Here is a 21,102-nt window from a genome sequence, read left to right on the forward strand (position 1 = left end):
TTGAGTTCCCAGGAGGTGACGACCATGGCAACGACACTCGCCAAGGCCGTGGACGGCACGGAGATCACCGGCCACGCCGCGCGGATCGAGCACGTCTCGAAGTCCTTCGCCACGCCCGCCGGGCAGCAGCTCGTCCTGGACGACATCACGCTCGATGTCGCTCCGGGCGAGTTCGTCACCCTCCTGGGAGCCTCGGGCTGCGGGAAGTCGACGCTGCTCAACCTGGTCGCGGGCCTCGACCGGCCCTCGTCGGGCGAGATCAGCACGCAGGGCCGGCCGGCCCTGATGTTCCAGGAGCACGCCCTCTTCCCGTGGCTGACCGCGGGCAAGAACATCGAACTGGCCCTGAAGCTGCGCGGCGTCGCGAAGGCGGACCGCCGCACGCGGGCGGAGGAGCTCCTGGAGCTCGTCCGGCTGAACGGCGCGTACGGCAAGCGGGTGCACGAGCTGTCCGGCGGTATGCGCCAGCGCGTGGCGATGGCCCGGGCGCTCGCGCAGGACAGCCAGCTGCTGCTGATGGACGAGCCGTTCGCCGCGCTCGACGCCATCACGCGCGACGTGCTGCACGACGAGCTGACCCGTATCTGGCGCGAGACGAACGTCTCCGTCCTGTTCGTCACGCACAACGTCCGCGAGGCGGTGCGGCTCGCCGAGCGGGTCGTACTGCTCTCTTCGCGGCCGGGCCGGGTGGCGCACGAGTGGCGGGTCGACATTCCGCAGCCGCGCCGCATCGAGGACACCGCCGTGGCGGAACTGTCCGTCGAGATCACCGAACAACTGCGTGGGGAGATCCGCCGCCATGGCCAGCACTGAGACGACGACCGCGACCAAAGGCGCGGGCCCGGCCGCCGTCAAGGACGGCGGCCGGCACGACATGTCCGGTCTCGAGGCGGGGCTCGACGCCCTGGAGACCGTCCAGAGCACCCGCGTCCCGCTGCGCCAGACGCTGGTCCAGAAGGTGCTGCCGCCGCTGACGGCGGTGCTCCTGGTCCTGATCGTGTGGCAGGGACTGGTGTCGTTCAAGATCGTCGACGACCCGAGCAAGCTGCCCTCGCCGTCCGCGGTGTGGGCCGAGGTGTCCGACGCGTGGTTGCAGGGGACGCTTCTCGACTACATCTGGACGAGTGTGTCGCGCGGCCTGCTCGGCTTCCTGCTGGCGCTGGCGATCGGCACCCCGCTCGGCCTGGTCGTCGCCCGGGTCCGGTTCATCCGGTCCGCGATCGGCCCGATCCTGTCCGGCCTCCAGTCGCTGCCCTCGGTCGCCTGGGTCCCGCCGGCCGTGATCTGGCTGGGCCTCGACAACACGATGATGTACGCCGTGATCCTGCTCGGCGCGGTCCCCTCGATCGCCAACGGCCTCGTGTCGGGCGTCGACCAGGTGCCGCCGCTGTTCCTGCGGGCCGGCCGCACCCTCGGCGCGACGGGCCTGCGGCACACCTGGCACATCGTGCTCCCGGCCGCGCTGCCCGGCTATCTCGCCGGCCTGAAGCAGGGCTGGGCGTTCTCGTGGCGCTCGCTGATGGCCGCGGAGATCATCGCCTCGTCGCCGGACCTGGGCATCGGCCTCGGCCAGCTCCTGGAGAACGGCCGCAACGCCAGTTCCATGTCGATGGTCTTCCTCGCCATCTTCCTGATCCTGATCGTCGGCATCGCCATCGACCTGCTGATCTTCAGCCCCCTGGAGCGGCGCGTCCTTCGCAGCCGCGGCCTCCTGGTGAGGAGCTGACCCCGCCATGCACCAGCGCCCCGCCCGCCCGGTCCTGCTCGTGATCGCTCACGGCAGCCGCGATCCACGCCATGCCGCGACTGTCCACGCGCTCGTACGCGAAGTACGGGCGCTGCGGCCGGGGCTGCGCGTGGAGACGGGGTTCCTGGACTTCAATGTCCCCTCGGTGAACGGCGTCCTGGAGTCCCTGGCGGCGGAGGGTGTGCGTGACGTGGTCGCGCTCCCGCTGCTCCTGACGCGCGCGTTCCACGCGAAGGCGGACATCCCGGCTGTCCTGCGGCAGGCCCCGGCCCGGCTGCGGATCCGCCAGGCGGAGGTGCTCGGCCCCTCGCCGCTCCTGACGGCGGCGCTCGAACGCCGTCTGTACGAGGCCGGGCTCACCCCGGCCGACAAGCCCACGACCGGGGTCGTCCTGGCCTCGGCGGGCTCCACCGACCCGGAGGCGATCGCAGTGATCGCTGAAATCGCGCGGGAGTGGCGGCACACCGGTTGGTGCGCCGTGCGACCTGCGTTCGCCTCCGCATCTCTGCCCCGCACGGAGGACGCCGTGGCGCGGCTGCGCGCCGAGGGCGTCCGCCGGGTGGCGGTCGCCCCCTACGTCCTGGCCCCCGGCTTCCTCCCGGACCGCATCGCCCGCGGCGCCTGTGAAGCGGACGTCCTCGCGGACGTACTGGGCCCGGCCCCGGAGGTGGCACGGCTGCTCGTGCGCCGCTATGAGGCGGCGACGGTACGGGAGTTGGTGGCGGTGGGCGCCTGACGCGACGCGTCAGGAGACCGCCGTCCCCTCATCCCGTCTTCTCCGAGGCATTCGCTTCCTCCGAGGCGTTCAGGTCCTCCGAGGCGTTCAGTTTCTCTTCGCCATTCAGCGCGGATCCCGCCCGCTCAGCGCAAGCGCCCGATGGAACAAAGGCGCGTCGGCCGGCACCGGGATCGCGTCGGCGAAGCCGTCGTACCTGCGGTATTCCTCCGCGTTCGCCTCGACCACGTCGAGCAGCAGGCGGGCCGTGGCGTCGGGGAGCTGGAATTTCTGGCCGGTGGCGTGGGCCACGTCCCAGCCGTGGAGGGCCAGTTCGGCGACGAGGAGGCGGGCGATCTCGGGCGCAGGCGTCTTCGCGAAGCCCAGGTCGATCTCGCCCTCCCAGACCTGCGGGTCGGACCAGGCGGCGACGGCCCGTTCGAGCTGTGCCGCGTAGGCCTCGGCCCAGTCGGTGTCGCCGGTGAAGTCGCGGGCCGTCAGTTCGTCGGGGAGCTGCTTGCGCAGGGCCCGGTGCTCCAGGCCGTGCGCGGAGTAGAGGACCCAGTGGTTGACGAGGGTGCGAACGTCCCAGTCGCCGCACCCGCTCGGCTCGGGCAGGCGCGCCGCGTCGACCCCGCGCGCGACCCTGGCGGCCTCCGCGGCGCATTCCTTCATCGACGTGTACTCGATCATGGAGGTGTACTCGGTTTCCATGCGGAAAGCGTCTCGCGCGGGGCCGCCGGCGGCTTGAAGAAATGCGACAGCTATCGCTTCGCCGTATCGGCCTCCGCCACAAGGTCCGCGATCGTCATGGACCCGGCCGGCCGGCGCTCGCGTGCAAAGCGGTCGGCCACCGACTGCAGGGCGTCGTTGACCGGGGTCGGCACGCCGTGCAGCCGTCCGAGCAGGCCCATCTCGCCGTTGAGGTAGTCGGACTCGATGGTGCCCGTGCCCCGGCTGAGGGACTGCCACGACGAGCCGCCGCTGCGTTCCGAGCCGTCGAAGGGCTCGAACCGGATCTTGTCGGCGCGGGACTCCTTCTCCTCCTCCTTGGAGGCGAACGCGATGCCCGCCGCGCCGAGCACGGCCTCACCCTCCGCGCGGGCGCGCCCGTGGAGGGCGAGCCCCTCCTCGCCGGCGATCACCCCGGACACGGCCTCGATCGCGTTGGCCAGGTTGCCGAGAAGCTTGGCGTACTTCCAGCGCATCACGTCGGACACGACGGGCGCCTCGAAGAAGGACTTCTCCAGGTCGCCGGAGATGCGGTGGGCGGTCTCGTCGGTGCCTCCCGGGTACCGGCCGATGTGCAGGATGCCGGTGAGCGGTGTGCCCGCGGCGGACACGACTCCGGGCTCGACGAACGTGGCGGGCAGCCACACGCACATGCCGTACACGCGCCGGAAGAGCCGCAGCGCGAGGCGCTCGCTCTCCACTCCGTTCTGCGCGCAGACCAGCGGGAGCCGCTCGGCGGCGGTGCCGCCTCCGGCGACCGGCCGCCCGGCCCACGCTTCGAGCGCCGCGACACTGTCCTGGGTCTTCACGGCGAGCACGAGGACGTCGTCCGGGCTCAGTTCGCCGAGCTCCTCGGGCCCGGCGACGACCGGGAGGCGGTGGATGTACGGGCCGTCGGGGGTGACGAGCCGCAGCCCGTGGTCCCGCAGTGCCTCGTACTGCTTGCCGCGGGCGACGAGGACGACGTCGTGCCCGGCCTGTGCGAGCCGGCCGCCGAGGGCGCCGCCGACCGCTCCTGCTCCGATGATGAGGTAGCGCATGCCAACGAGCCTGTCACAGAAGGCTGTAGGGGCCACTCACGATCGGGCAAACTCTCGCGCTCCGCGCACCGAGGCGTGCGAGCCTGCTCCCCGTGCGTACCCGCTTGGCCCTCTGGGGGGCCGGACTCCTCTGCCTGCTCGTGGCGGTTCTCGGCGGCTGCTCGGCCTCCCGGCAGTGGCGGCAGGCGGAGCGGATCGACGCGGCTCCGGTCCGCGTCACCGGCGTCGTCACCGCCGTCGAGCACGTGCCGAAGAGCGGCTACGAGCAGGTGATCGCGTACGAGGTCCAGGGCCGCCGGCACACCGTCAGGAGATCGCTGGGCGCGGGCACCGGCAGTCCCGGGGTCGGGCACCGGGTGTGTCTGGAGGCCGACCGCGACCGCCCCGACGTGGTGCGGCTCTGCGGCGAGCGGTACCCGTCGGGGGACGACCTGTATCCCACGTACGTCCTGGTCACGGTCGCCGGAGCCATCGGGGCCTGCGTCGTCGCGGGCGTCGCCAAAGAGGTCCGCGCTCCCGCTCGAAGCCGTCGCGGTGACGTCACCGCGACGCGCTCATTCCCGGCTGAACGGTGTCCCCTGATGGAAGTAGAGCAGCCACCCCTCGACGCCTTGCCGCCACAGTGAACTGCGGTGTGCGCAGGCGCCGTTGCGGTCGGTCTCGAAGGTCAGATGGACGAGGCCGGGGGCGAGCCGCACGCCTTTCATCCGCGAGACGGTGAGGGGCCGCATGCCCGGTTCGCGCGTGGCGGAGAGTTCGGCGATGATCGCGGCGCGGTCCCAGCGGCGGCCCGACGAGCCGAACTCGAAGTAGTCGGGGTGCAGCAGCGCGCCGAGCAGCTCCGGGGAACGGCGCACGGCCGGATCGAGCAGACGCAGTTCCCCCTCGATGGCGGCCTCGACAGCGGCGTCGAGCTCAGGCACCGGTCATCTCCACGAGCTTGACGACGGTGTTCCAGTTGCGGCTGGTGGCGATGAGGCCCTTGTTCAGGGCCGGCCGGGAGAGCGCGACGGCGAGCTTCGAGCTGCCGAGGCCCTCGGGGGCGTAGAGGTACAGCTCGCGCGGGCCGAGCCGGAAGTCCTCGGGGGCGAACGCGGCCGGGTCGACGGGGGCGAACCGCTCGGGGTCGACGGGCCCGGAGAAGTAGGTGACGTGCAGCTGTTTGCCTTCGAGCGAGCCGGCGTCGAAGGGGCACGCGTCCGCAACCGACGCGAGGTAGGCGTGGTCGCGGACGATCACGTCCACGGCGAAGCCGAACTCCTTCTCGATGGCCTCACTCAGCTCGGCCGCGAGAGTCTCCTCGTCGCCGTGGTGGCTGGTGAACGTCGCGTTGCCGCTCTGGAGATAGGTCCGTACGTCGTCGTGCCCGAGCCCTTCGATCAGGGGGCGAAGCCGCGCCATCGGGACCTTTTTGCTGCCGCCCACATTGATGCCGCGGAGCAGTGCCGCGTACGCCTTTGTCGCCATGGGGACACGATAGGCGGCCGCCGCGCCCCGTGGGGGAGGGCACGGCGGCCGCCGGTCAGGGGTGCTGCGGTGCTACTCGACGATCTTGAGGAGCTTGTTCGGCGTGCCCTCGCTCGCGTTGGAGATCTTGTCGGGGGTCGCACCGTCCGTCAGCGCCTTGGAGACGTCCGCGGGGGTCGCGTCCTTGTGACCGCTCAGGTAGACGGCGGCGGCGCCCACGACGTGGGGGGTCGCCATCGACGTACCGGAGATGGTGTTGGTGGCGTCGTCGCCGGTGTTCCAGTCGGAGGTGATGTCCGAGCCGGGGGCGTAGATGTCCACGACGGAGCCGTAGTTGGAGAAGTCGGACTGCTTGTCGTCCTTCGTGGAGGAGGCGACGGTGATGGCCTCCTTGACGCGGGCCGGGGAGCCGGCGGACGCGTCGGTCGACTCGTTGCCCGCGGCGACCGCGAAGGTGACGCCGGAGGCGATGGCCTTCTGCACGGCCGCGTCGAGCGCCTCGTCGGCGCCGCCACCGAGGGACATGTTGGCGACGGACGGGCCCTGGTGGTTCTTGGTGACCCAGTCGATACCGGCGACGACCTGCTCGGTGGTGCCCGAGCCCTCGTTGTCGAGGACGCGGACGGCGACGATCTTCGCCTTCTTGGCGACGCCGTGCGCCTCACCGGCGATGGTCCCGGCTACGTGCGTGCCGTGGCCGTTGCCGTCGTCGGCGTTGTCGTCGTTGTCGACGGCGTCGAAGCCGGAGGTGGCGCGGCCGCCGAAGTCCTTGTGGCTGACGCGGACGCCGGTGTCGATGACGTACGCGGTCACGCCCTCACCGGCGCTGTCCGGGTACGTGTACTTCTTGTCGCCCGCGGTGTCCGCCTGGTCGATGCGGTCGAGGCCCCACGACGGCGGGTTGTCCTGGGTCGCGTCGATGTGGAATTTCTTGTTCTGGACGACCTTGGAGACCGACGAGTCGGCGGCGAGGCGCTTGGCCTCGGTCTCCGAGAGGCCGTTCACGGAGAATCCGTTGACGGCGGAGGAGTAGGCGCGCTTCAGCTTGCCGCCGTACTCCTTGGCGAGGCCCTGCTTGGCGTCCGTGTTCGCCTTCTGGTCCAGCAGCACGATGTAGCTGCCGGAGACGGCGCCCTTGGCGTCGAGCCCGTAGACCTTGCCCTCGGCCGGGGTCGAGGCGCCGGCCAGGGAGCCCGCGAAGACGGTCACTCCGACCGCGGTGGCAGCGGTGGCTATCGCCGCGGTGAGTTTCATCGTGCTGCGGGCACGCTTGTGAGTTGCCATGAAGAGGGGTCTCCTCGTGGTTTCTGTGGGGGGGTTTGTGGGGGGTTCACTGATGGATCTCACGCATCCCCCGGCAATCTCCGGAAGATCTCCGGGGGTTGGCACGAAACCCTGTCCGATTGACGCGACCAGATCAAGACCTACATGCAGCTGTGACTTGTTCAACAAGCCTTCGTAATAACAATTCGGGCTTCGCCCGACACTTCGGACTCCGGGAATTCCCTATAGATGTAGGGGACTTGAGTCCTCCTGAGTGGGGAGCGCGCCCCGCCCGCAAGGAGGAGCCGGGCCCCCGCCGACTCACCGGGCAGCACGACGAGACGCACTTATCGGGCCCATACCTTCGATACGGAGGTGACGGCACGGTGCTGTCACCGCACACAAGGGGGCAGCCCGTCATGGGGAACCGAGACACGCGGGTACGGGGCCTGGCGGCCCGGGCCGGCGGCTGGAGCGTGCGGCACCGATGGGCTGCCGTGGGGATCTGGGTGCTGTTCGTGGTCCTGGCCATGGGGATCGGCTCGGCCGCCGGCCGCGTCGACGTGTCGGACAGCGATCAGCTCCAGGGCGAGACCACACAGGCGGCGCGCATCATCGACGACGCCGGTATCGAGGAGCCCGCGGGCGAGACCGTGCTCGTCCAGGGCAGGGACGGCAAAGTACGGGCGACGGACGCCGGCTTCCGGCGGGCCGTCGACGAGGTCGTGAGGGCGGTCCAGGGCACGGGCGCCGTCACGAACGTGACGTCGCCCTACGACCCGCGGGCGAAGACGATCTCCAAGGACGGCCGCAGCGCGCTCGTCCAGTTCGACATGCGCGGCGACCCCGGCACGGCGAGCGACCGTGTGAAACCGGTGCTCAAGGCCGTCGAGAAGGTCCAGCGGACCCATGGCTCGCTGCGGATCGAGGAGATCGGCGGCGCGAGCATGGGCAAGACGTTCGAGGACGCCTTCGGCAACGACTTCCAGCGGGCCGAGTACTCGGCGGTCCCGGTCGCGCTGGGCATCCTCCTCATCGCGTTCGGCGCGCTGGTCGCCGCCCTCCTCCCGGTCGCCCTGGCCGTCACCGCGATCATGGCGACGATGGGCCTGATGGGCATCGTCAGCCACCTCCAGCCGATGAGCGACACCGCCAACTCCGTGATGCTGCTGGTGGGTCTCGCGGTCGGCGTCGACTACTGCCTGTTCTATCTGCGGCGCGAGCGCGAGGAGCGGATGAAGGGTCACGACCCGCAGACCGCGCTGCGGGTGGCGGCGGCGACGAGCGGCCGGGCCATCATCGTCTCGGGTGTCACGGTCTGCGTGGCGATGGCGGGCATGCTCTTCACGGGGCTCGCCGAGTTCCAGGCGATGGGCCTCGCCTCGCTGATGGTCGTGGCGGTCGCCATGGTGGGCTCCGTCACGGTGCTGCCGGCGCTGCTCTCGCTGCTCGGCGAGCGCGTGGAGAAGGGGCGGCTGCCGTTCCTTAACCGCGGCAGGCGACGTAACGGAAACGGGGCTCCGGAAGGCAGCCGGTTCTGGCGGGCGGTGCTGCGCGTCGTCCTCGCCCGGCCCGCCGTGTCCGTGGTCGTCGCGATCGGCGCGCTGCTCGCGGTGACCGCCCCGGCGCTCGGTATGAAGACCCAGAACCTGACCCTGGACCAGGAGTTCGGCGACTCGCTGCCGATCGTGGCGACGTACGACCGGCTCAACGACGCGTTCCCCGGCGGCTCCGAGCCGGCCGAGGTGGTCGTCAAGGCCGCCGACATCAACGCGCCCGAGGTGCGGAGCGCGATCGCCGACTTCCGTGCGGCGGCGGTGAGTTCGGGCGCCTCGCGCGGCCCGGTGGACCTCACCGTGCACGGCCGCGAGAACGTGGCGTTCATCAGCGTCCCGCTGGTCGGCGGCTCCGACCAGGACAGGGCGGAGAAGAGCCTCGCGTTGATCAGAGACCAGGTGCGCCCGGACACGCTCGGCAAGGTCGACGGGGTCGAGGCGCCCGTCACCGGTCAGGTCGCGGGATCGAAGGACTTCAACGACCAGATCGTCGGCTCGGTGGTCCCGGTGTTCGCGTTCGTCGTTGTCTTCGCGTTCCTGCTGATGCTGCTGTCGTTCCGCTCACTGACGGTGGCGATCACCTCGATCGCCCTCAACCTGCTGTCCGTGGGCGCCGCTTACGGCATCCTGGTCGCCGTCTTCCAGAACGGCTGGGGCGCGTCCCTGGTCGGCGCGGAGGGCGTGGGCGCGATCATCTCCTGGCTGCCGCTGTTCCTCTTCGTGATCCTCTTCGGGCTCTCGATGGACTACCACGTGTTCGTGGTGTCGCGGATCCGGGAGGCGCGGCTTCAGGGACGTACGAACAAGGACGCGATCACGCACGGCGTGGTGACGACCGCGGGCGTGGTCACCAGCGCGGCGGTCATCATGGTGGCCGTATTCGCGATCTTCGGGACGCTGTCCATGCAGTCGTTCAAGCAGATGGGCGTAGGCCTGGCGGCCGCGGTGCTCATCGACGCGACGGTCATCCGCGGCATCCTGCTCCCCGCCGTGATGGCGCTGCTCGGCGAGCGGAACTGGTACCTGCCGAAGTGGCTGCACCGGCTGCCCGACCTGACGCACGACGAGGTGGCCGCTCCCCCGCCGCCGGCCGTGACGGACGAGCGGGTGGGGGTGTGACGACGGCGCAGGGCTGAGTTACGCGTCGGGGGTGCCCCGCGGGACCGTCGGGTCCGGTGGGGCACCCTCTCACGTTCAGGCCGCCGCGGCCCGGCGGCCGCGCTCCGCGAACGAGTCGATCGTGCGCGTGAAGTCACGGGTCGACAGCAACAGCTTATAAACGATGGCGAGTTCGAAGAGGAGTAGGAGCCCTCCGGAGACGACCGTCGCCCACAGGACCTGGTCGATCAGCGGGCCGATCATGAAGACGCCCATCTGGAACTCGATCCCGCTGATCAGATGGGTACGGATGCGGCGACGGAGCAGGAACGAGCGCGTCCGCAGATATACGGGGAAGCGGCTCCTGAACTCCTGGTGCAGGTCGACCACTTGGGGCGCGGGCTGCGGTGCGGCCTCCGCGATCCCCTGGGCCGAGCGTGCCTTCTGGAGGTCCTGCTCGATGTCCGCCTCGGGGTTGTCGCGCAGGAGGTCCTCCATGAAGGCGAGCTCGGCCTCGTTCTCCGCGCGCCGCGCCTCCTTCACCCGCTCCTTGATCTGCTTGCGCATGGAGTGGCGGATCTTGAAGATCTCCAGGGAGTTGATGTAGCGCAGGGTGTCGAGGCCGACGACGGCCAGGGCGAGCCAGATGTAGAGCTCGTCACCGGTGCGTTCGTACTGGCCCGCCATGAGCGCGACGCCGCACACCATGACGCGGATGCGGTCGAAGACGAAGTCCAGCCAGGCGCCGAAGACCGACCCCTGGCCGGTGAGCCGGGCGACCTTGCCGTCCATGCAGTCGAGGATGAACGACAGGTGGTAGACGACGGCGCCGGCGATGAGCCAGCGCCAGTCGCCCAGCCAGAAGAGGACGGCGGAGCCGAGGCCCAGGATGAAGGCGCCCCAGGTGATCTGGTTCGGGGTGATCCTCGTACGCATCGCCGTCAGCCGCACCAGCGGCGTGGCGACCGGGTCGACGAGGAGCACGGTCCACCACGCGTCCCGTTTCTTCTGGGTGATGCGGCGCACCTCGTCGAGGGGCGGTATGTCTCGGCGCATGGCTGGTCAACTTCCTGGCGTTCGACGTGAGTTCATCTCACGCTAGAAAGCCCTTCATACGAGGTTCAAGTAGCGCAGCGTGCAACCTTTGGCCGGAGGTAACGGTCGAACCTCATGGCCAAGTCGATGACTTCGCCAGGCGCCACCTGTGTTACCCGAGCGTTATCGAGTGACCTGACGCTCGCGCCGTTCACCCCGAAGAGCGGGGCAAATCGCCTCATCCTACGCATACTGCCTTTCGGGTTAATAGGTGGTGATATCAGAAACTCCTGACACGGAACTGCGGTTAAAGGCAGGCCGACTCCCTCGCTCTCGAACGGAGACTGCCCGTGTGCGGGTCCAGCCTGTCCATCCCGGCCGCCCGGCCCGTGATCGGCGAAGCCGAGATCGAAGCCGCCGTACGCGTCCTGCGTAGCGGCCATGTCATCCAGGGGCCCGAGGTGGCCGCCTTCGAGGAAGAGTTCTCGGAGCTGGTCGCCGAACGTAACTGTGTAGCCGTCAACTCCGGCACTTCCGCGCTGCAGCTGAGCCTCATGGCGCTCGGCATCGGAGCGGGCGACGAGGTGGTGGTGCCCTCCTTCTCGTTCGCCGCCACTGCCAACGCGGTACGCCTGGCGGGTGCCGAACCCGTCTTCGCCGACATCACGCCCGGCACCTACTGCCTCGATCCACTCGCCGCGGCGGCGGCGATCGGTCCGCGCACCGCGGCACTGATGCCCGTGCATCTGTACGGGCACCCCGCCGCCATGGACCACCTGATGCCGCTCGCCGCACGCCACGGCCTCGCCGTCGTCGAGGACGCCTGCCAGGCGCACGGCGCCGCGCTGCACGGCCAGAACGTCGGCACGTTCGGGCAGGCCGGATGCTTCAGCTTCTATCCGACGAAGAACATGCACGCCCTCGAAGGCGGCATGATCACCACAGCCGATCCCCGACTGGCCCGCACCCTCAGGCTGCTCAGGAACCAGGGCATGGAACAGCGGTACGAGAACGAGATCGTCGGCGCCAACATGCGGATGACCGACGTCGCGGCGGCCGTCGGCCGCGAGCAGCTGAAGCAGCTTCCCGCGTGGACCGAGCGGCGGCGGGCCAACGCCAAGGTGCTCGACTCCCGTATCGAAGGGCTGCCCGTGCCACAGGTGGCAGATGGCGCCCGGCACGTCTACCACCAGTACACCGTCGCCGTCCCCGACGGCCGCAGGGACGCCCTGCAGCAGGAACTGGCGCGGCAGGGCATCGGCAGCGCGGTGTACTACCCGACGCCGATCCACCGTCTGAAGCCGTACCACGACCCGGCCGGCCCTCCCTTGCCCGAGACCGACCGCGCTGCCGCCGCGGTGCTCTCGCTGCCGGTCCACCCCACCCTGGGGCAGGGCGACCTCGAGCGGATCGCCCGGGCCGTGAGCTTCGCCGGAGGTGCCCGGTGAGCAAGCCGATCCTCCGTGCGGGACTTGTCGGTCTGGGTGCGATGGGGCGCAACCATGCCCGGGTGCTGTCGTCGCTCGACGGCGTCGAACTCGTCGGTGCCATGGACCCGGCGGGAGACCCCACGGGCGCTGCCCGTGGCGCCCCGGTCTTCGCCACCCTGCCCGAACTGCTCGCGCTCGGGCTCGACTACGCCGTGGTCGCCTGCCCCACCTCGCTGCACGAGGGGATCGGCCTCGCCCTGGCCGCCGACGGCGTGTGCGCGCTGATCGAGAAGCCGCTCGCCCACTCCGCGGCTGCGGCCCGACGACTGGCCGACGCCTTCGACAGGGCCGGTCTGGTCGCCGGGGTCGGACACATCGAGCGCTTCAACCCGGCGTTGCAGAGCCTGCGTTCGCGCCTGGAGGCGGGCGAGCTGGGTGAGATGTTCCAGGTGGTCACGCGGCGGCAGGGGCCCTTCCCGCAGCGCATCGCGGACGTCGGAGTCGTCAAGGACCTGGCGACCCACGACATCGATCTCACCAGCTGGGTGACGGGATGCCCCTACGCTTCCGTGGCGGCCCGCACCCTCTCCAAGAGCGGCCGCCCGCACGAGGACATGGTCGCGGTCGTCGGTGAGCTCACCAACGGCACCATGGTCAGCCATCTCGTGAACTGGCTCAGCCCGCTCAAGGAGCGCTTCACGGCGGTGACCGGCGAGCACGGCTGCTTCATCGCGGACACCCTCACCGCCGACCTCACCTTCCACGCCAACGGCGCCGTCGCCACGGAGTGGGAAGCACTGAGCAACTTCCGCGGAGCCGCTGAGGGCGACATGGTCCGGTACGCCATCCCCAAGCGCGAGCCGCTGCTCGTCGAGCACGAGCGGTTCCGCGACGCCGTGGAAGGCAAGGGCACGGACATCGTCACCCTCGAGCAGGGGCTGAGGACGGTCGAGGTCGCCGAGGCCGTCCTCGACTCGGCACGTCGCAAGGCGTACCTGCCGCTGCAGAGCCCGCACCCCCCGAATCTGGCGGCGGTCACCCAGCGGTCGTGAAGTGCCGGGTCACGGCATCCGGGTCGGCGCGGGCCTGCCCGGACTGCCGGGGCTTCGCGCACCGGGTGACCTGAAGACCCACCACCGGAACGCACCGTAGTTCACCACCGCATTGACGATGGTCGACGTCGTCTTCGCCGCTACGTACGACATGCCCAAAGCCGTCAGCCCGGTGACCGTCGCCACGGTTGCGCAGTAGTTGAGTCCGACGAGCACCAGATATTTGGCGAAGGCCGGTCCGGCCAGTGCGCCGCTGCGAAATACGAAAGCTCTGTTGAGTCCGAAGTTGACCGCCAGTACGGTCACAAACGCCAGTGAGGTGGCCCCGGCCAACGGCATATGAAGTCCACCGTGCAGCAGGACCAGCGTCCCCACATCGATCGTGTAGCACAGCCCTCCCACAAGGAGGAACCTTGTCGTATCAGCCGAGGAAAAGCGGTGAACGGCGTCCCACAAATTCCGTACGATTTTTGGTACCTTCCTCCCTGCTCAAGCCCATCGTCGCAGGCGTATTCCAATTGAAGAACCGTGAGAGGTTTTTTCTCCGTGTATCAGAATATGAAAGTCGCGGTTGTGGTACCGGCGTACAACGAGGAAAAGTTGATCGCCCGGACGATCAACACCACGCCCGATTTCGTCGACCATATCGTGGTGATCGACGACGCCAGCAGTGACTCGACGGCCGTCGAGGCGACCGACGCCGGCGACCCGCGTGTGGTGCTCATCCGGCACGAGACCAATACCGGAGTCGGCGGCGCGGTCTGCGACGGGCACAAGGAAGCATTGCGGCTGGGGTGCGACGTCTCGGTGGTCATGGCGGGCGACGGACAAATGGACCCGGCCTATCTTCCCGCCCTACTGGCTCCGATCTGCGACGGGACCGCCCTCTTCACGAAGGCGAACCGCTTCTACTCGCGCGACTCCTACCGCGGAATGCCGAAACACCGGATTCTCGGCAACGTCATCCTCTCCTTCATGACCAAGCTGGCATCCGGGTACTGGCACCTGTTCGACCCTCAGAACGGGTACACCGCGATCCACCGGGCAGCGCTGGAACGGTTGAACCTTGACCGCGTGGCCAAGGACTACTCATTCGAAAACGACCTTCTGATCAATCTGAACATCCTTCGGATCCCGGCCTGCGACGTCCCTATTCCCGCGGTCTACGGGAACGAGGTGTCAACCATGCGGATGCACAAGGTCATTCCTGCGTTGATCGGCCAGCTGGCTCGCGGGTCCGGGCGACGCGTTCTCCTGAAATACGTCGTCTTCTCTTTTTCGCCGATCGCTCTGCTGCTCCTGGCGGGATTGTTCCTGATCACCTTCGGCAGCGCGGCGAGCACCTGGGTACTGATCCACACGCTCGGGCCCGCGAGCGCCAGCGCGGGGAGTGTCCTGCTGGCGACGATGCCGTTCCTCACCGGGATTCACTTTCTCATCGGCGCCCTCATGCTCGATATCCAGGAGAGCCCGGACCGCCGAGCCGCCACCGCCGGGATCGCAGGTTCCGGATGAAGTCCGCCGCGGCCTCGCCCAGTGGCGGCTTTCGCATCAGACCTCGGTGAGAACGCCGTCGTTCTCGGCGTGCAGCGCGCCGGTGCCCGGACATTCCCACATCCCGGTCGAGCCAGGGACTTCACGCAGGCGTCGGCCCGCACGGCCCACCCAGCCGATGTGACGGGCCGGGACGCCGGCGACAAGGGCGAAGTCCGGCACGTCCCGTGTGACCACGGCACCGGCGGCGACCATCGCCCAGCGGCCGACGCGGACCGGGGCCACGCAGACCGAACGCGCGCCGAGCGACGCGCCCTCGGCGACCGTGACCCTCACGGGCTCCCAGTCGTCACGTTGCTTGGGCCGCCCTTCGGGGTCGACCGAGCGCGGGTTGTGGTCGTTGGTCAGCACGACCGCGGGACCGACGAAGACGCCGTCGCCGAGCTCCGCCGGCTCGTAGACCAGGGCGTGGTTCTGGATCTTGACCCCGTTGCCGATCCGGACGCCGGGGCCGACATAGGCGCCCCGCCCCACCACGCAGTTGTCGCCCAGCACGGCCTGCTCACGGATCTGGGCGAGCTCCCACACGGCGGTGCCGGGGCCGAGCGCGACCGACTCGTCGACCTGGGCCCCGGCAGCGATCCTGACGGGAGCGAACACCACTTCACTGTTCTGCTTCATGTGCTGTGGAACGACCCAACAGGGGTCTGGGTGCGGGGACTTGGCCCGTTCGTTCCTGCTACCAGCCTGACGGAATTTCGCCGCAGACGGGTCCGAGGGTGATGCACGCGTTCCCAGCCTTTTCGCACGCATGTAGCGTGAAACAGTGCTGGACGGCGCCATAGAAGTAACCGGTGGCGACCTCCCCTGCCTTCACCGTTTCCGTGACCTTGCCTGATTCGGGCCCCCCGGTCGTGTCCTCGTACCACAGGGTGTAGGTCATCGGCTGGGTGCCGCTATTTGTGATGACGTACTGGAGGCCGGTTACATCCTGGACTTCTCGTGCCGTGACGCAGACCTCCGCGCTGCCCAGCATTCCGCAGGCGCCGGCTGCCGGCCGTTTCTCTCTCGCGGTGGCCGGCGGTTCCTCTTGCGCGGGCTCCGCACCAGCAGTCGATGCGGGAAGGCCCAGCGAAATCATCGCGGCCGCGGTGCCGACCAGTACGGTGCGACGCGAGGTCTCCTTCATGTTCTCTCCTCTCCCTGTCGGCGGTGCCTGGTCTTGTGCGCCAAGACGCTAGGCCACCGCTTTCGCGAATACATTCAGCAGGATTTTCTGGATCGCGGTGTCGAACGGAATGCTGCCGGTGAAGGACAGAGAGCCGGCCGTGAACACCCAGCCCTTCGGGGAAACGGGCGGCACATAGACCATTTCGGCACCGCCCGTACTATTGAGCCCTTCCGCGATGAGTACGGCTCCGGGCACGGCGGCTTGCAGTCGGTCAACTTCCCAGCCGCTGGCAGCAATGTCGTAGGAGACGCTGCCAAAGCTGTCCCCCACGCTCAGACCGGTTCCCGCCGTAAAAGGATTGTTCCCGGTGTCGCGTACCTCGTACGGGGCGAAGGACATATACGTCGGCGGGAAGTGCGATACGCCCAGGATTTGCGATTCGGACTGCCCGGAATCCGCGAAGACATCGCGTGAGCCGTCGGGCCGCCGAAAAATGACCGCGTTACCGTCCGGCGTGTACTGCATCCGTTCGTAGATGCCGTTCCCACCCAGGTAGATGATGCGGCCGCCGTTGTTCTGGAAGGCCGCGATGTTGTCGCGCGCGGTTTGGGTGAAATACTCGGGATGGGTGGTCAGCACCACCGCCTTGTAATTCCCTCCCTGCGCGGGTGTCCGCAGCCAGCCGGCACCCGTCGCATGCAGGTCATTGTCCGCGTAGCAGTCGTACTGGATGTTCTGTGAGCTCATCCATCGAAACAGCAGCAGGTCACTGTAGAGCAGGTGGTCAATGATTCCGGGAGCCGCCAGATAGGAGTTGTCCCACGAAGTTCCCATATTGGGACGCTGCAGGGTGACGGTCCGCTGCGCACCGGATTGACCGGCCGTATATTGGTTGTGTCCGCCCCAGAAATTGTAGGCGTTGTAAGTATTGGTCGGCACCAGGACGGCGATCTGCCGCTGCGGTGATGAAGGGCGCACGACGAACATCACGTTGTGTTCTTTGCCCTGGGGCGATTTCAATTGCGATGCATATACGCCCGAAGGCCAGCTCGTCCCGGTCCCCACGGACACCGAGAAGGAAGGATTCCACCCGCACCCTGCGGCGTGATATCCGCTCTTCAGCAGCTGGAACTGTCCCGTGCGACTGGCGGGCGCGGTGACCGTGACGGGGGCACCCGAGGCAGGAGCAAGACGAACAGTGGACGATGTGTACGAAGGAAACGTCGTGGACACATGGATGTCGAGATTCGTGCCCTGTCGAGTGGATACCGACGTCGGATAGCCCTGCAGCGCCGCTGAATTCTCGCGGGTGAAACCCGTGCCGACCACAGCGCCGGATCCGCCCGCCCATTGAACGCCGCTGGTATTGACGGTCTCGGAGTTGAGCAGGCGGTACCACTGGAGCTGGTTGTCGGGGCCCGGCGGGTTGGCGGTGTTGGTATTGATCTTGTACACGGCACCGGAACCATTGGAGAAGAGCCCTCTCTCGAACGGCCCCAGAATGGTGGTGTCAACCGGCACGCCACCGTTCGCCCAGTTGAAAGACCCAGTTGAGCCGAGATAGCGGAACCAGCTGAGCGCACTGCCGTGCCGTGTTCCAAAAATAACGCCGTTCGGATCGGCGAACAGCTGGGTGTAGGGCTGCCATTGCGAACCGATCTTGGCACCCGAATTCGGCGCCCAACTGAAGGAACCATTGGTACCGGTATATTTGTACCAACGAAGGTCTCCGTTGCCGTCCTGCGCATAGAAGACATTGTTCCACCCACCGATGACACGCGGGAAGTTCCACTGGGTACCGATGCGACTGCCGCTTGCCGAGTGCCAGCTCCCGGCACCGGTGTTGAGGTCGGACAGAAGGTATCGGTACCAGATAAGATCCCCGTTCGGCAGGAACGCGAAGACCTGTCCGTCGGCGGCGGCCAGGACGAAACGGAATTTCTGCCATCCGGTACCGATGAGTCGAGGGGCGCCAGAATTTGCCCAGGAGGCGGGGGTGCCCGTCGTCCAGTTGATATGCCGATACCAATACAGATTTCCGTCGGCCTGAATCGCGTACATAATTCCGTTGCCGCCGGGCACCAAGCTCAAGAACCGCTGTTGGGGGTCGTAAGTCATGTCTTTGGATGCCCTTTCAGATAAACCGCCGTGGGCATGATCGTGCGTTATAGGTCCGCGTGCAAGAATCGACACGATCTCATCGGGTCGAGGCCCGCAGGGCGGGGATCAGAGAAAGGCAGAGAACGCCGATGAACATGGGGGCCGCCATGTAGCGGAAGCACGGCGCGGGATTGGCGGCGAGCACGGTGAGCTGCACGCCGAGGGTGACGCCCGTCAGGGCGAGCAAGGGGCGGCAGCGGCGGGCCCGGGCGAGCAGGGCCACGAGCGCGTAGGTGGCGTAGCACCAGGTGGCGCCACGCCAGAAGAGCCACTCGAGCTGGGGGACGCGGAAGGCGGAGCGGCCGAAGGTGGCGGCGTGGTTGAGGGCCTGGGACAGCGGTCGGGCCTTCAGCACCGGCCGGTACGGGCTGTCCTGGATCGGGCGGAAACCCCACAGGTCGGCGGGGATCGACGTGCCGTACGTCCATGTCCTGGCACTCTTGTCCCGCGGTCCGGGGAAGACGGCCCAGGCGATGTGCGCTCGACACAGCCGCGCGCCGAAGATCTGCTCGGGGGCCATGCGCAGGACCCGCCACCACAACCGCACCAGCGGTTCGCTGAGCCGGTCGGCCACGGTCCGGTTCAGCGAAGGGTTGTAGTAGAGAACGTCGGACACGTAGCAGTTGGTGCCGGCGCCGCGCCAGGTCGAGAGCGGCGCCACCCTGGCCATCAGCCGCAGGTCGGCCGGGGTGAACAGGCCGGGTGCCTGCGCGTAGGCCACCGCGAGGTCGGCGTAGTGCAGGTTGTAGACGAATGACTTGCTCGGCTGCTCGACGCCGGCCGCCGGATAGACCACGAGCATGAGCAGCAGCGTCAGGGCCGTGGCGGAGGCGGCAAGTCCGGCGATCAGGCGCCGGGCTCCGGGCAGCGCGAGGAGCAGGGCCAGCGACGCGATCACGGACATCGGGAAGCCGTTGTTGCGGAAGAGGTCGACGCCCAGGAGCCCGGTGCACAGCAGCAAGAGCTCCGAGCCGTGCACACGGCCGTTCCACGTGCCGTGCAAACGCCTGCCCAGCAGTTGCGCCGACACCGCGAAGACCAGCACCGCGCAGATGGTGAACGGGACGTCCTTCCACACGAAGACGACGAAGGACCCGAGCGGCGGAGCGGCTGCGCAGACCACCGCGACCGGTGCGCTCCACCGCCCCCGCACCCCCAGAGTCCGCAGGCTTGCGCACGTGAGGCCGAGCACAGCGGACATGGCGATCGTCTGCAGCAGTGTCAGCGCGGAGAGGTCCCCCGTGATGTTGAGGGTCAGCCAGACCAGCGCGTTGTAGAGCACCGAGTGGTCCGAGCGCCAGTGGCCGGTGGTGACCTGCCATGTGTAGGCCACCGAGTCCACGCTCATCAGACCCGGGTAGAAGGCCGCCCACCACAGCAGGTAGCAGGCCTGGCACGAGAGGGAGACGGCCAGCGGCAACCGCAGTTCTTGAGGTACGCGCGACCAGAGGGCCGGGACCCTCGTGACGGTCTTCATCTCGGACCGGCCGGAACGGACTTGCTGTCGGGGATAAACGGAGATCTCCTGGGCGTTCGGACAACGTTCGGTTTCAGCTGCTACGCCGGCTTTTCACCGGGTGTACTCCACGGTCTTCGGTGAGGTGTCCGAGGTAGTGGACGACGTCGCCCTGGATGCCGGCGGCGGGACGACGGGGCGTGCGTCACCGCGCAGCGCGGGAATGAGTGACAGGCAGAGCACGCCGATGAACATGGGGGCCGCCATGTAGCGGAAGCACGGCGAGGGGGTCGCGACGAATACGGTGAACTGAGTGCCGAAGGTGACGCCTGCCAGGGCGAACAGAGGGCGGCATCCGCGGGCCCGGGTGAGGCGGGTGACGAGCACATAGGTGGCGTAGCACCAGATCGCGCCGCGCCACAGGAGCCACTCCAGCTGGGGAACGCGGGAGACGGCATACGCGAAGACGCCGGCGTCGCGGAGGGCTTGGGACGGAGGCTGCGGCTCGGCCGCCTGTCGGTACGGGCTGGTCCTCATCTCCGGGTACCACTTGTAGAACGTCGGGTTCACCCAGTTGAGGGAGTTGTACGTCCTGCCGCCTTGATCCTGAGGACCGGGGAAGACGGCCCAGGCGATGTGCCCGCGGCAGATCCGTGCGCCCATCACCTTCTGGGGGGCCTTGCGCAGGGTGCGCCACCACAACTGCACGAGTGGTTCGGTGAGCTGGTCGGTGACGTGCCTGTTCAGCGTCCGGTAGAGCGGGTCGGAGGCAAAGCAAGTGGCTCCGGTCGTACGCCAGTCCGAGAGCGGTGCCGCCCGCGACATCAGCCGCAGATCGTCCTGGGTGAACAGGCCCGGTGCCTGCGCGTAGGCCACCGCCAGGTCGGCGTAGTGGAGGTTGTAGACCAGCGTCTTGGGCGGCTTCTGGATGCCGACCGCCGAATAGACCACGAGCATCAGCGTCAATGTCACGGCAGTGGTGGCCGTGACCAGTACGGCGATCAGGCGCCGGGCCCCGGGCAGGGCCAGAAGGAGGCTCAGCGCGGCGATCACGGCAACGGGAAAGCCGTTGTTGCGGAAGAGGCTGATTCCGAGGAACGCGGCACACAGCAGCAGGAGTTCGGAGCGTCGCAGACGGCCGTTCCAGCTCCCCCGCAGCCGCCTGCCCACCAGCCGTACCGTCACGGCGAAAACCAGCACCGCGCAGATCGTGAACGGCACGTCCTTCCCCACGTAGACGGTGAACACACCGAGCGGCGGAGCCGCCGCGCAGGCCAGCGCGGCCGGTGCGCTCCACCGTCCGCGTACGCCGAGAGCGCGCAGGCTCGCGCACGTGTAGCCGAGCACCGCGGACATCGCGATCGTCTGCAGCAGCGTCAGCGCCGCGAAGCCCCCAGTGGTGTTGAGGGACAGCCAGAGCAGGGAGTTGTAGAGGACCGAGTGATTGGAGATCCAGTGGTCGGTGGTGACCTGCCAGGTGTAGGCGAGAGCGTCGTAGTCGATCAGGCCGGGGTAGAACGCCATCCACCACAGCAGGTAGCAGGCCTGGCACGAGAGGAAGACGACGAGCGGCAACCGCAGCGCCGACGGTACGTGCGACCACAGATCCTGGGCCTTCACCGCCGCCGCTGAGGACCGGAGCCGGGAACGGGGCCGGGTGTCTGACATGGCAGAGATCTCCTGGGC

General features: G+C 68.4%; 20 protein-coding genes. 8 read left to right on the forward strand and 12 right to left on the reverse strand.

Features of this window, described 5'->3' with window-relative positions; translation table 11 throughout:
• Positions 1-24: 24 nt before the first annotated feature.
• The 3 genes from OG758_RS15280 to OG758_RS15290 are packed head-to-tail and all read left to right on the forward strand — an operon-like array spanning position 25 to position 2,483.
• On the forward strand, positions 25-813 hold the full coding sequence (locus OG758_RS15280; protein ID WP_326710514.1) for an ABC transporter ATP-binding protein: 789 nt from the start codon (positions 25-27) through the stop codon (positions 811-813).
• A complete protein-coding gene (locus tag OG758_RS15285) occupies positions 800-1,726 on the forward strand; it encodes an ABC transporter permease (RefSeq protein WP_326710515.1) in 927 nt (308 codons plus the stop codon). The genes OG758_RS15280 and OG758_RS15285 overlap by 14 nt, the downstream gene beginning before the upstream one ends.
• Positions 1,727-1,733: 7 nt before the next feature.
• Positions 1,734-2,483 carry a sirohydrochlorin chelatase gene (locus OG758_RS15290; protein WP_326710516.1) on the forward strand — a complete coding sequence of 250 codons (750 nt, stop codon included), beginning with the start codon at positions 1,734-1,736 and terminating at the stop codon, positions 2,481-2,483.
• A gap of 105 nt (positions 2,484-2,588) precedes the next feature.
• Here OG758_RS15290 and OG758_RS15295 read toward each other — a convergent pair whose 3' ends face one another.
• Positions 2,589-3,176: a TIGR03086 family metal-binding protein gene (locus OG758_RS15295; protein WP_326710517.1), complete on the reverse strand. Its 588-nt coding sequence runs from the start codon at positions 3,174-3,176 to the stop codon at positions 2,589-2,591.
• Between the two features lie 50 nt (positions 3,177-3,226).
• On the reverse strand, positions 3,227-4,234 hold the full coding sequence (locus tag OG758_RS15300; RefSeq protein WP_326710518.1) for a ketopantoate reductase family protein: 1,008 nt from the start codon (positions 4,232-4,234) through the stop codon (positions 3,227-3,229).
• Between the two features lie 92 nt (positions 4,235-4,326).
• Here OG758_RS15300 and OG758_RS15305 point away from each other — a divergent pair, with 92 nt between their 5' ends.
• A complete protein-coding gene (locus OG758_RS15305) occupies positions 4,327-4,860 on the forward strand; it encodes a hypothetical protein (protein ID WP_326710519.1) in 534 nt (177 codons plus the stop codon).
• Here the strand turns inward: OG758_RS15305 and OG758_RS15310 are convergent.
• The 3 genes from OG758_RS15310 to OG758_RS15320 form a co-directional block, all read right to left on the reverse strand.
• Positions 4,789-5,157, reverse strand: coding sequence for a nuclear transport factor 2 family protein (locus tag OG758_RS15310; RefSeq protein WP_326710520.1), 369 nt, complete (start codon positions 5,155-5,157; stop codon positions 4,789-4,791). The genes OG758_RS15305 and OG758_RS15310 overlap by 72 nt on opposite strands.
• Positions 5,150-5,701, reverse strand: a complete 552-nt coding sequence (locus OG758_RS15315; protein WP_326710521.1) for a DUF1697 domain-containing protein — start codon at positions 5,699-5,701, stop codon at positions 5,150-5,152. Before OG758_RS15315 ends, OG758_RS15310 begins: the two co-directional genes overlap by 8 nt.
• Before the next feature lie 72 nt (positions 5,702-5,773).
• Positions 5,774-6,985 (reverse strand): S8 family peptidase, encoded by a 1,212-nt coding sequence (locus OG758_RS15320; protein ID WP_326710522.1) that lies wholly within the window; start codon positions 6,983-6,985, stop codon positions 5,774-5,776.
• Between the two features lie 398 nt (positions 6,986-7,383).
• On the opposite strand from OG758_RS15320, the gene OG758_RS15325 reads away from it, so the two are divergent.
• Positions 7,384-9,639: an MMPL family transporter gene (locus OG758_RS15325; protein WP_326710523.1), complete on the forward strand. Its 2,256-nt coding sequence runs from the start codon at positions 7,384-7,386 to the stop codon at positions 9,637-9,639.
• Between the two features lie 75 nt (positions 9,640-9,714).
• Here the strand turns inward: OG758_RS15325 and OG758_RS15330 are convergent, their stop codons facing one another.
• Complete coding sequence (locus OG758_RS15330) at positions 9,715-10,674, reverse strand: CDP-alcohol phosphatidyltransferase family protein (protein WP_326710524.1); 960 nt, start codon at positions 10,672-10,674, stop codon at positions 9,715-9,717.
• 329 nt (positions 10,675-11,003) lie between these two features.
• Here OG758_RS15330 and OG758_RS15335 point away from each other — a divergent pair, with 329 nt between their 5' ends.
• Together OG758_RS15335 and OG758_RS15340 are read left to right on the forward strand one after the other, a co-directional pair.
• Entirely contained in the window at positions 11,004-12,101 is a 1,098-nt protein-coding gene (locus OG758_RS15335) for a DegT/DnrJ/EryC1/StrS family aminotransferase (protein ID WP_326710525.1), read from the forward strand.
• Positions 12,102-12,142: 41 nt separating this feature from the next.
• Entirely contained in the window at positions 12,143-13,135 is a 993-nt protein-coding gene (locus OG758_RS15340; protein WP_326715928.1) for a Gfo/Idh/MocA family oxidoreductase, read from the forward strand.
• A gap of 9 nt (positions 13,136-13,144) precedes the next feature.
• Here OG758_RS15340 and OG758_RS15345 read toward each other — a convergent pair whose 3' ends face one another.
• Complete coding sequence (locus OG758_RS15345) at positions 13,145-13,537, reverse strand: GtrA family protein (RefSeq protein ID WP_326710526.1); 393 nt, start codon at positions 13,535-13,537, stop codon at positions 13,145-13,147.
• Between the two features lie 144 nt (positions 13,538-13,681).
• Here OG758_RS15345 and OG758_RS15350 point away from each other — a divergent pair, with 144 nt between their 5' ends.
• Positions 13,682-14,650, forward strand: a complete 969-nt coding sequence (locus OG758_RS15350; RefSeq protein ID WP_326710527.1) for a glycosyltransferase family 2 protein — start codon at positions 13,682-13,684, stop codon at positions 14,648-14,650.
• A gap of 36 nt (positions 14,651-14,686) precedes the next feature.
• Here OG758_RS15350 and OG758_RS15355 read toward each other — a convergent pair whose 3' ends face one another.
• From OG758_RS15355 to OG758_RS15375, 5 genes are all read right to left on the reverse strand, one after another.
• On the reverse strand, positions 14,687-15,310 hold the full coding sequence (locus OG758_RS15355; RefSeq protein ID WP_326710528.1) for an acyltransferase: 624 nt from the start codon (positions 15,308-15,310) through the stop codon (positions 14,687-14,689).
• A gap of 58 nt (positions 15,311-15,368) precedes the next feature.
• Positions 15,369-15,818 (reverse strand): hypothetical protein, encoded by a 450-nt coding sequence (locus tag OG758_RS15360; protein WP_326710529.1) that lies wholly within the window; start codon positions 15,816-15,818, stop codon positions 15,369-15,371.
• A 48-nt stretch (positions 15,819-15,866) separates the two neighbouring features.
• Positions 15,867-17,918: a N,N-dimethylformamidase beta subunit family domain-containing protein gene (locus tag OG758_RS15365; RefSeq protein WP_326710530.1), complete on the reverse strand. Its 2,052-nt coding sequence runs from the start codon at positions 17,916-17,918 to the stop codon at positions 15,867-15,869.
• Between the two features lie 79 nt (positions 17,919-17,997).
• Complete coding sequence (locus OG758_RS15370) at positions 17,998-19,437, reverse strand: hypothetical protein (RefSeq protein ID WP_326710531.1); 1,440 nt, start codon at positions 19,435-19,437, stop codon at positions 17,998-18,000.
• A gap of 93 nt (positions 19,438-19,530) precedes the next feature.
• Positions 19,531-21,084: a hypothetical protein gene (locus OG758_RS15375; RefSeq protein ID WP_326710532.1), complete on the reverse strand. Its 1,554-nt coding sequence runs from the start codon at positions 21,082-21,084 to the stop codon at positions 19,531-19,533.
• Positions 21,085-21,102 lie beyond the last annotated feature (18 nt).

This window comes from Streptomyces sp. NBC_01474 (genome assembly GCF_035918215.1).
Lineage (GTDB): Bacteria > Actinomycetota > Actinomycetes > Streptomycetales > Streptomycetaceae > Streptomyces > Streptomyces aureus.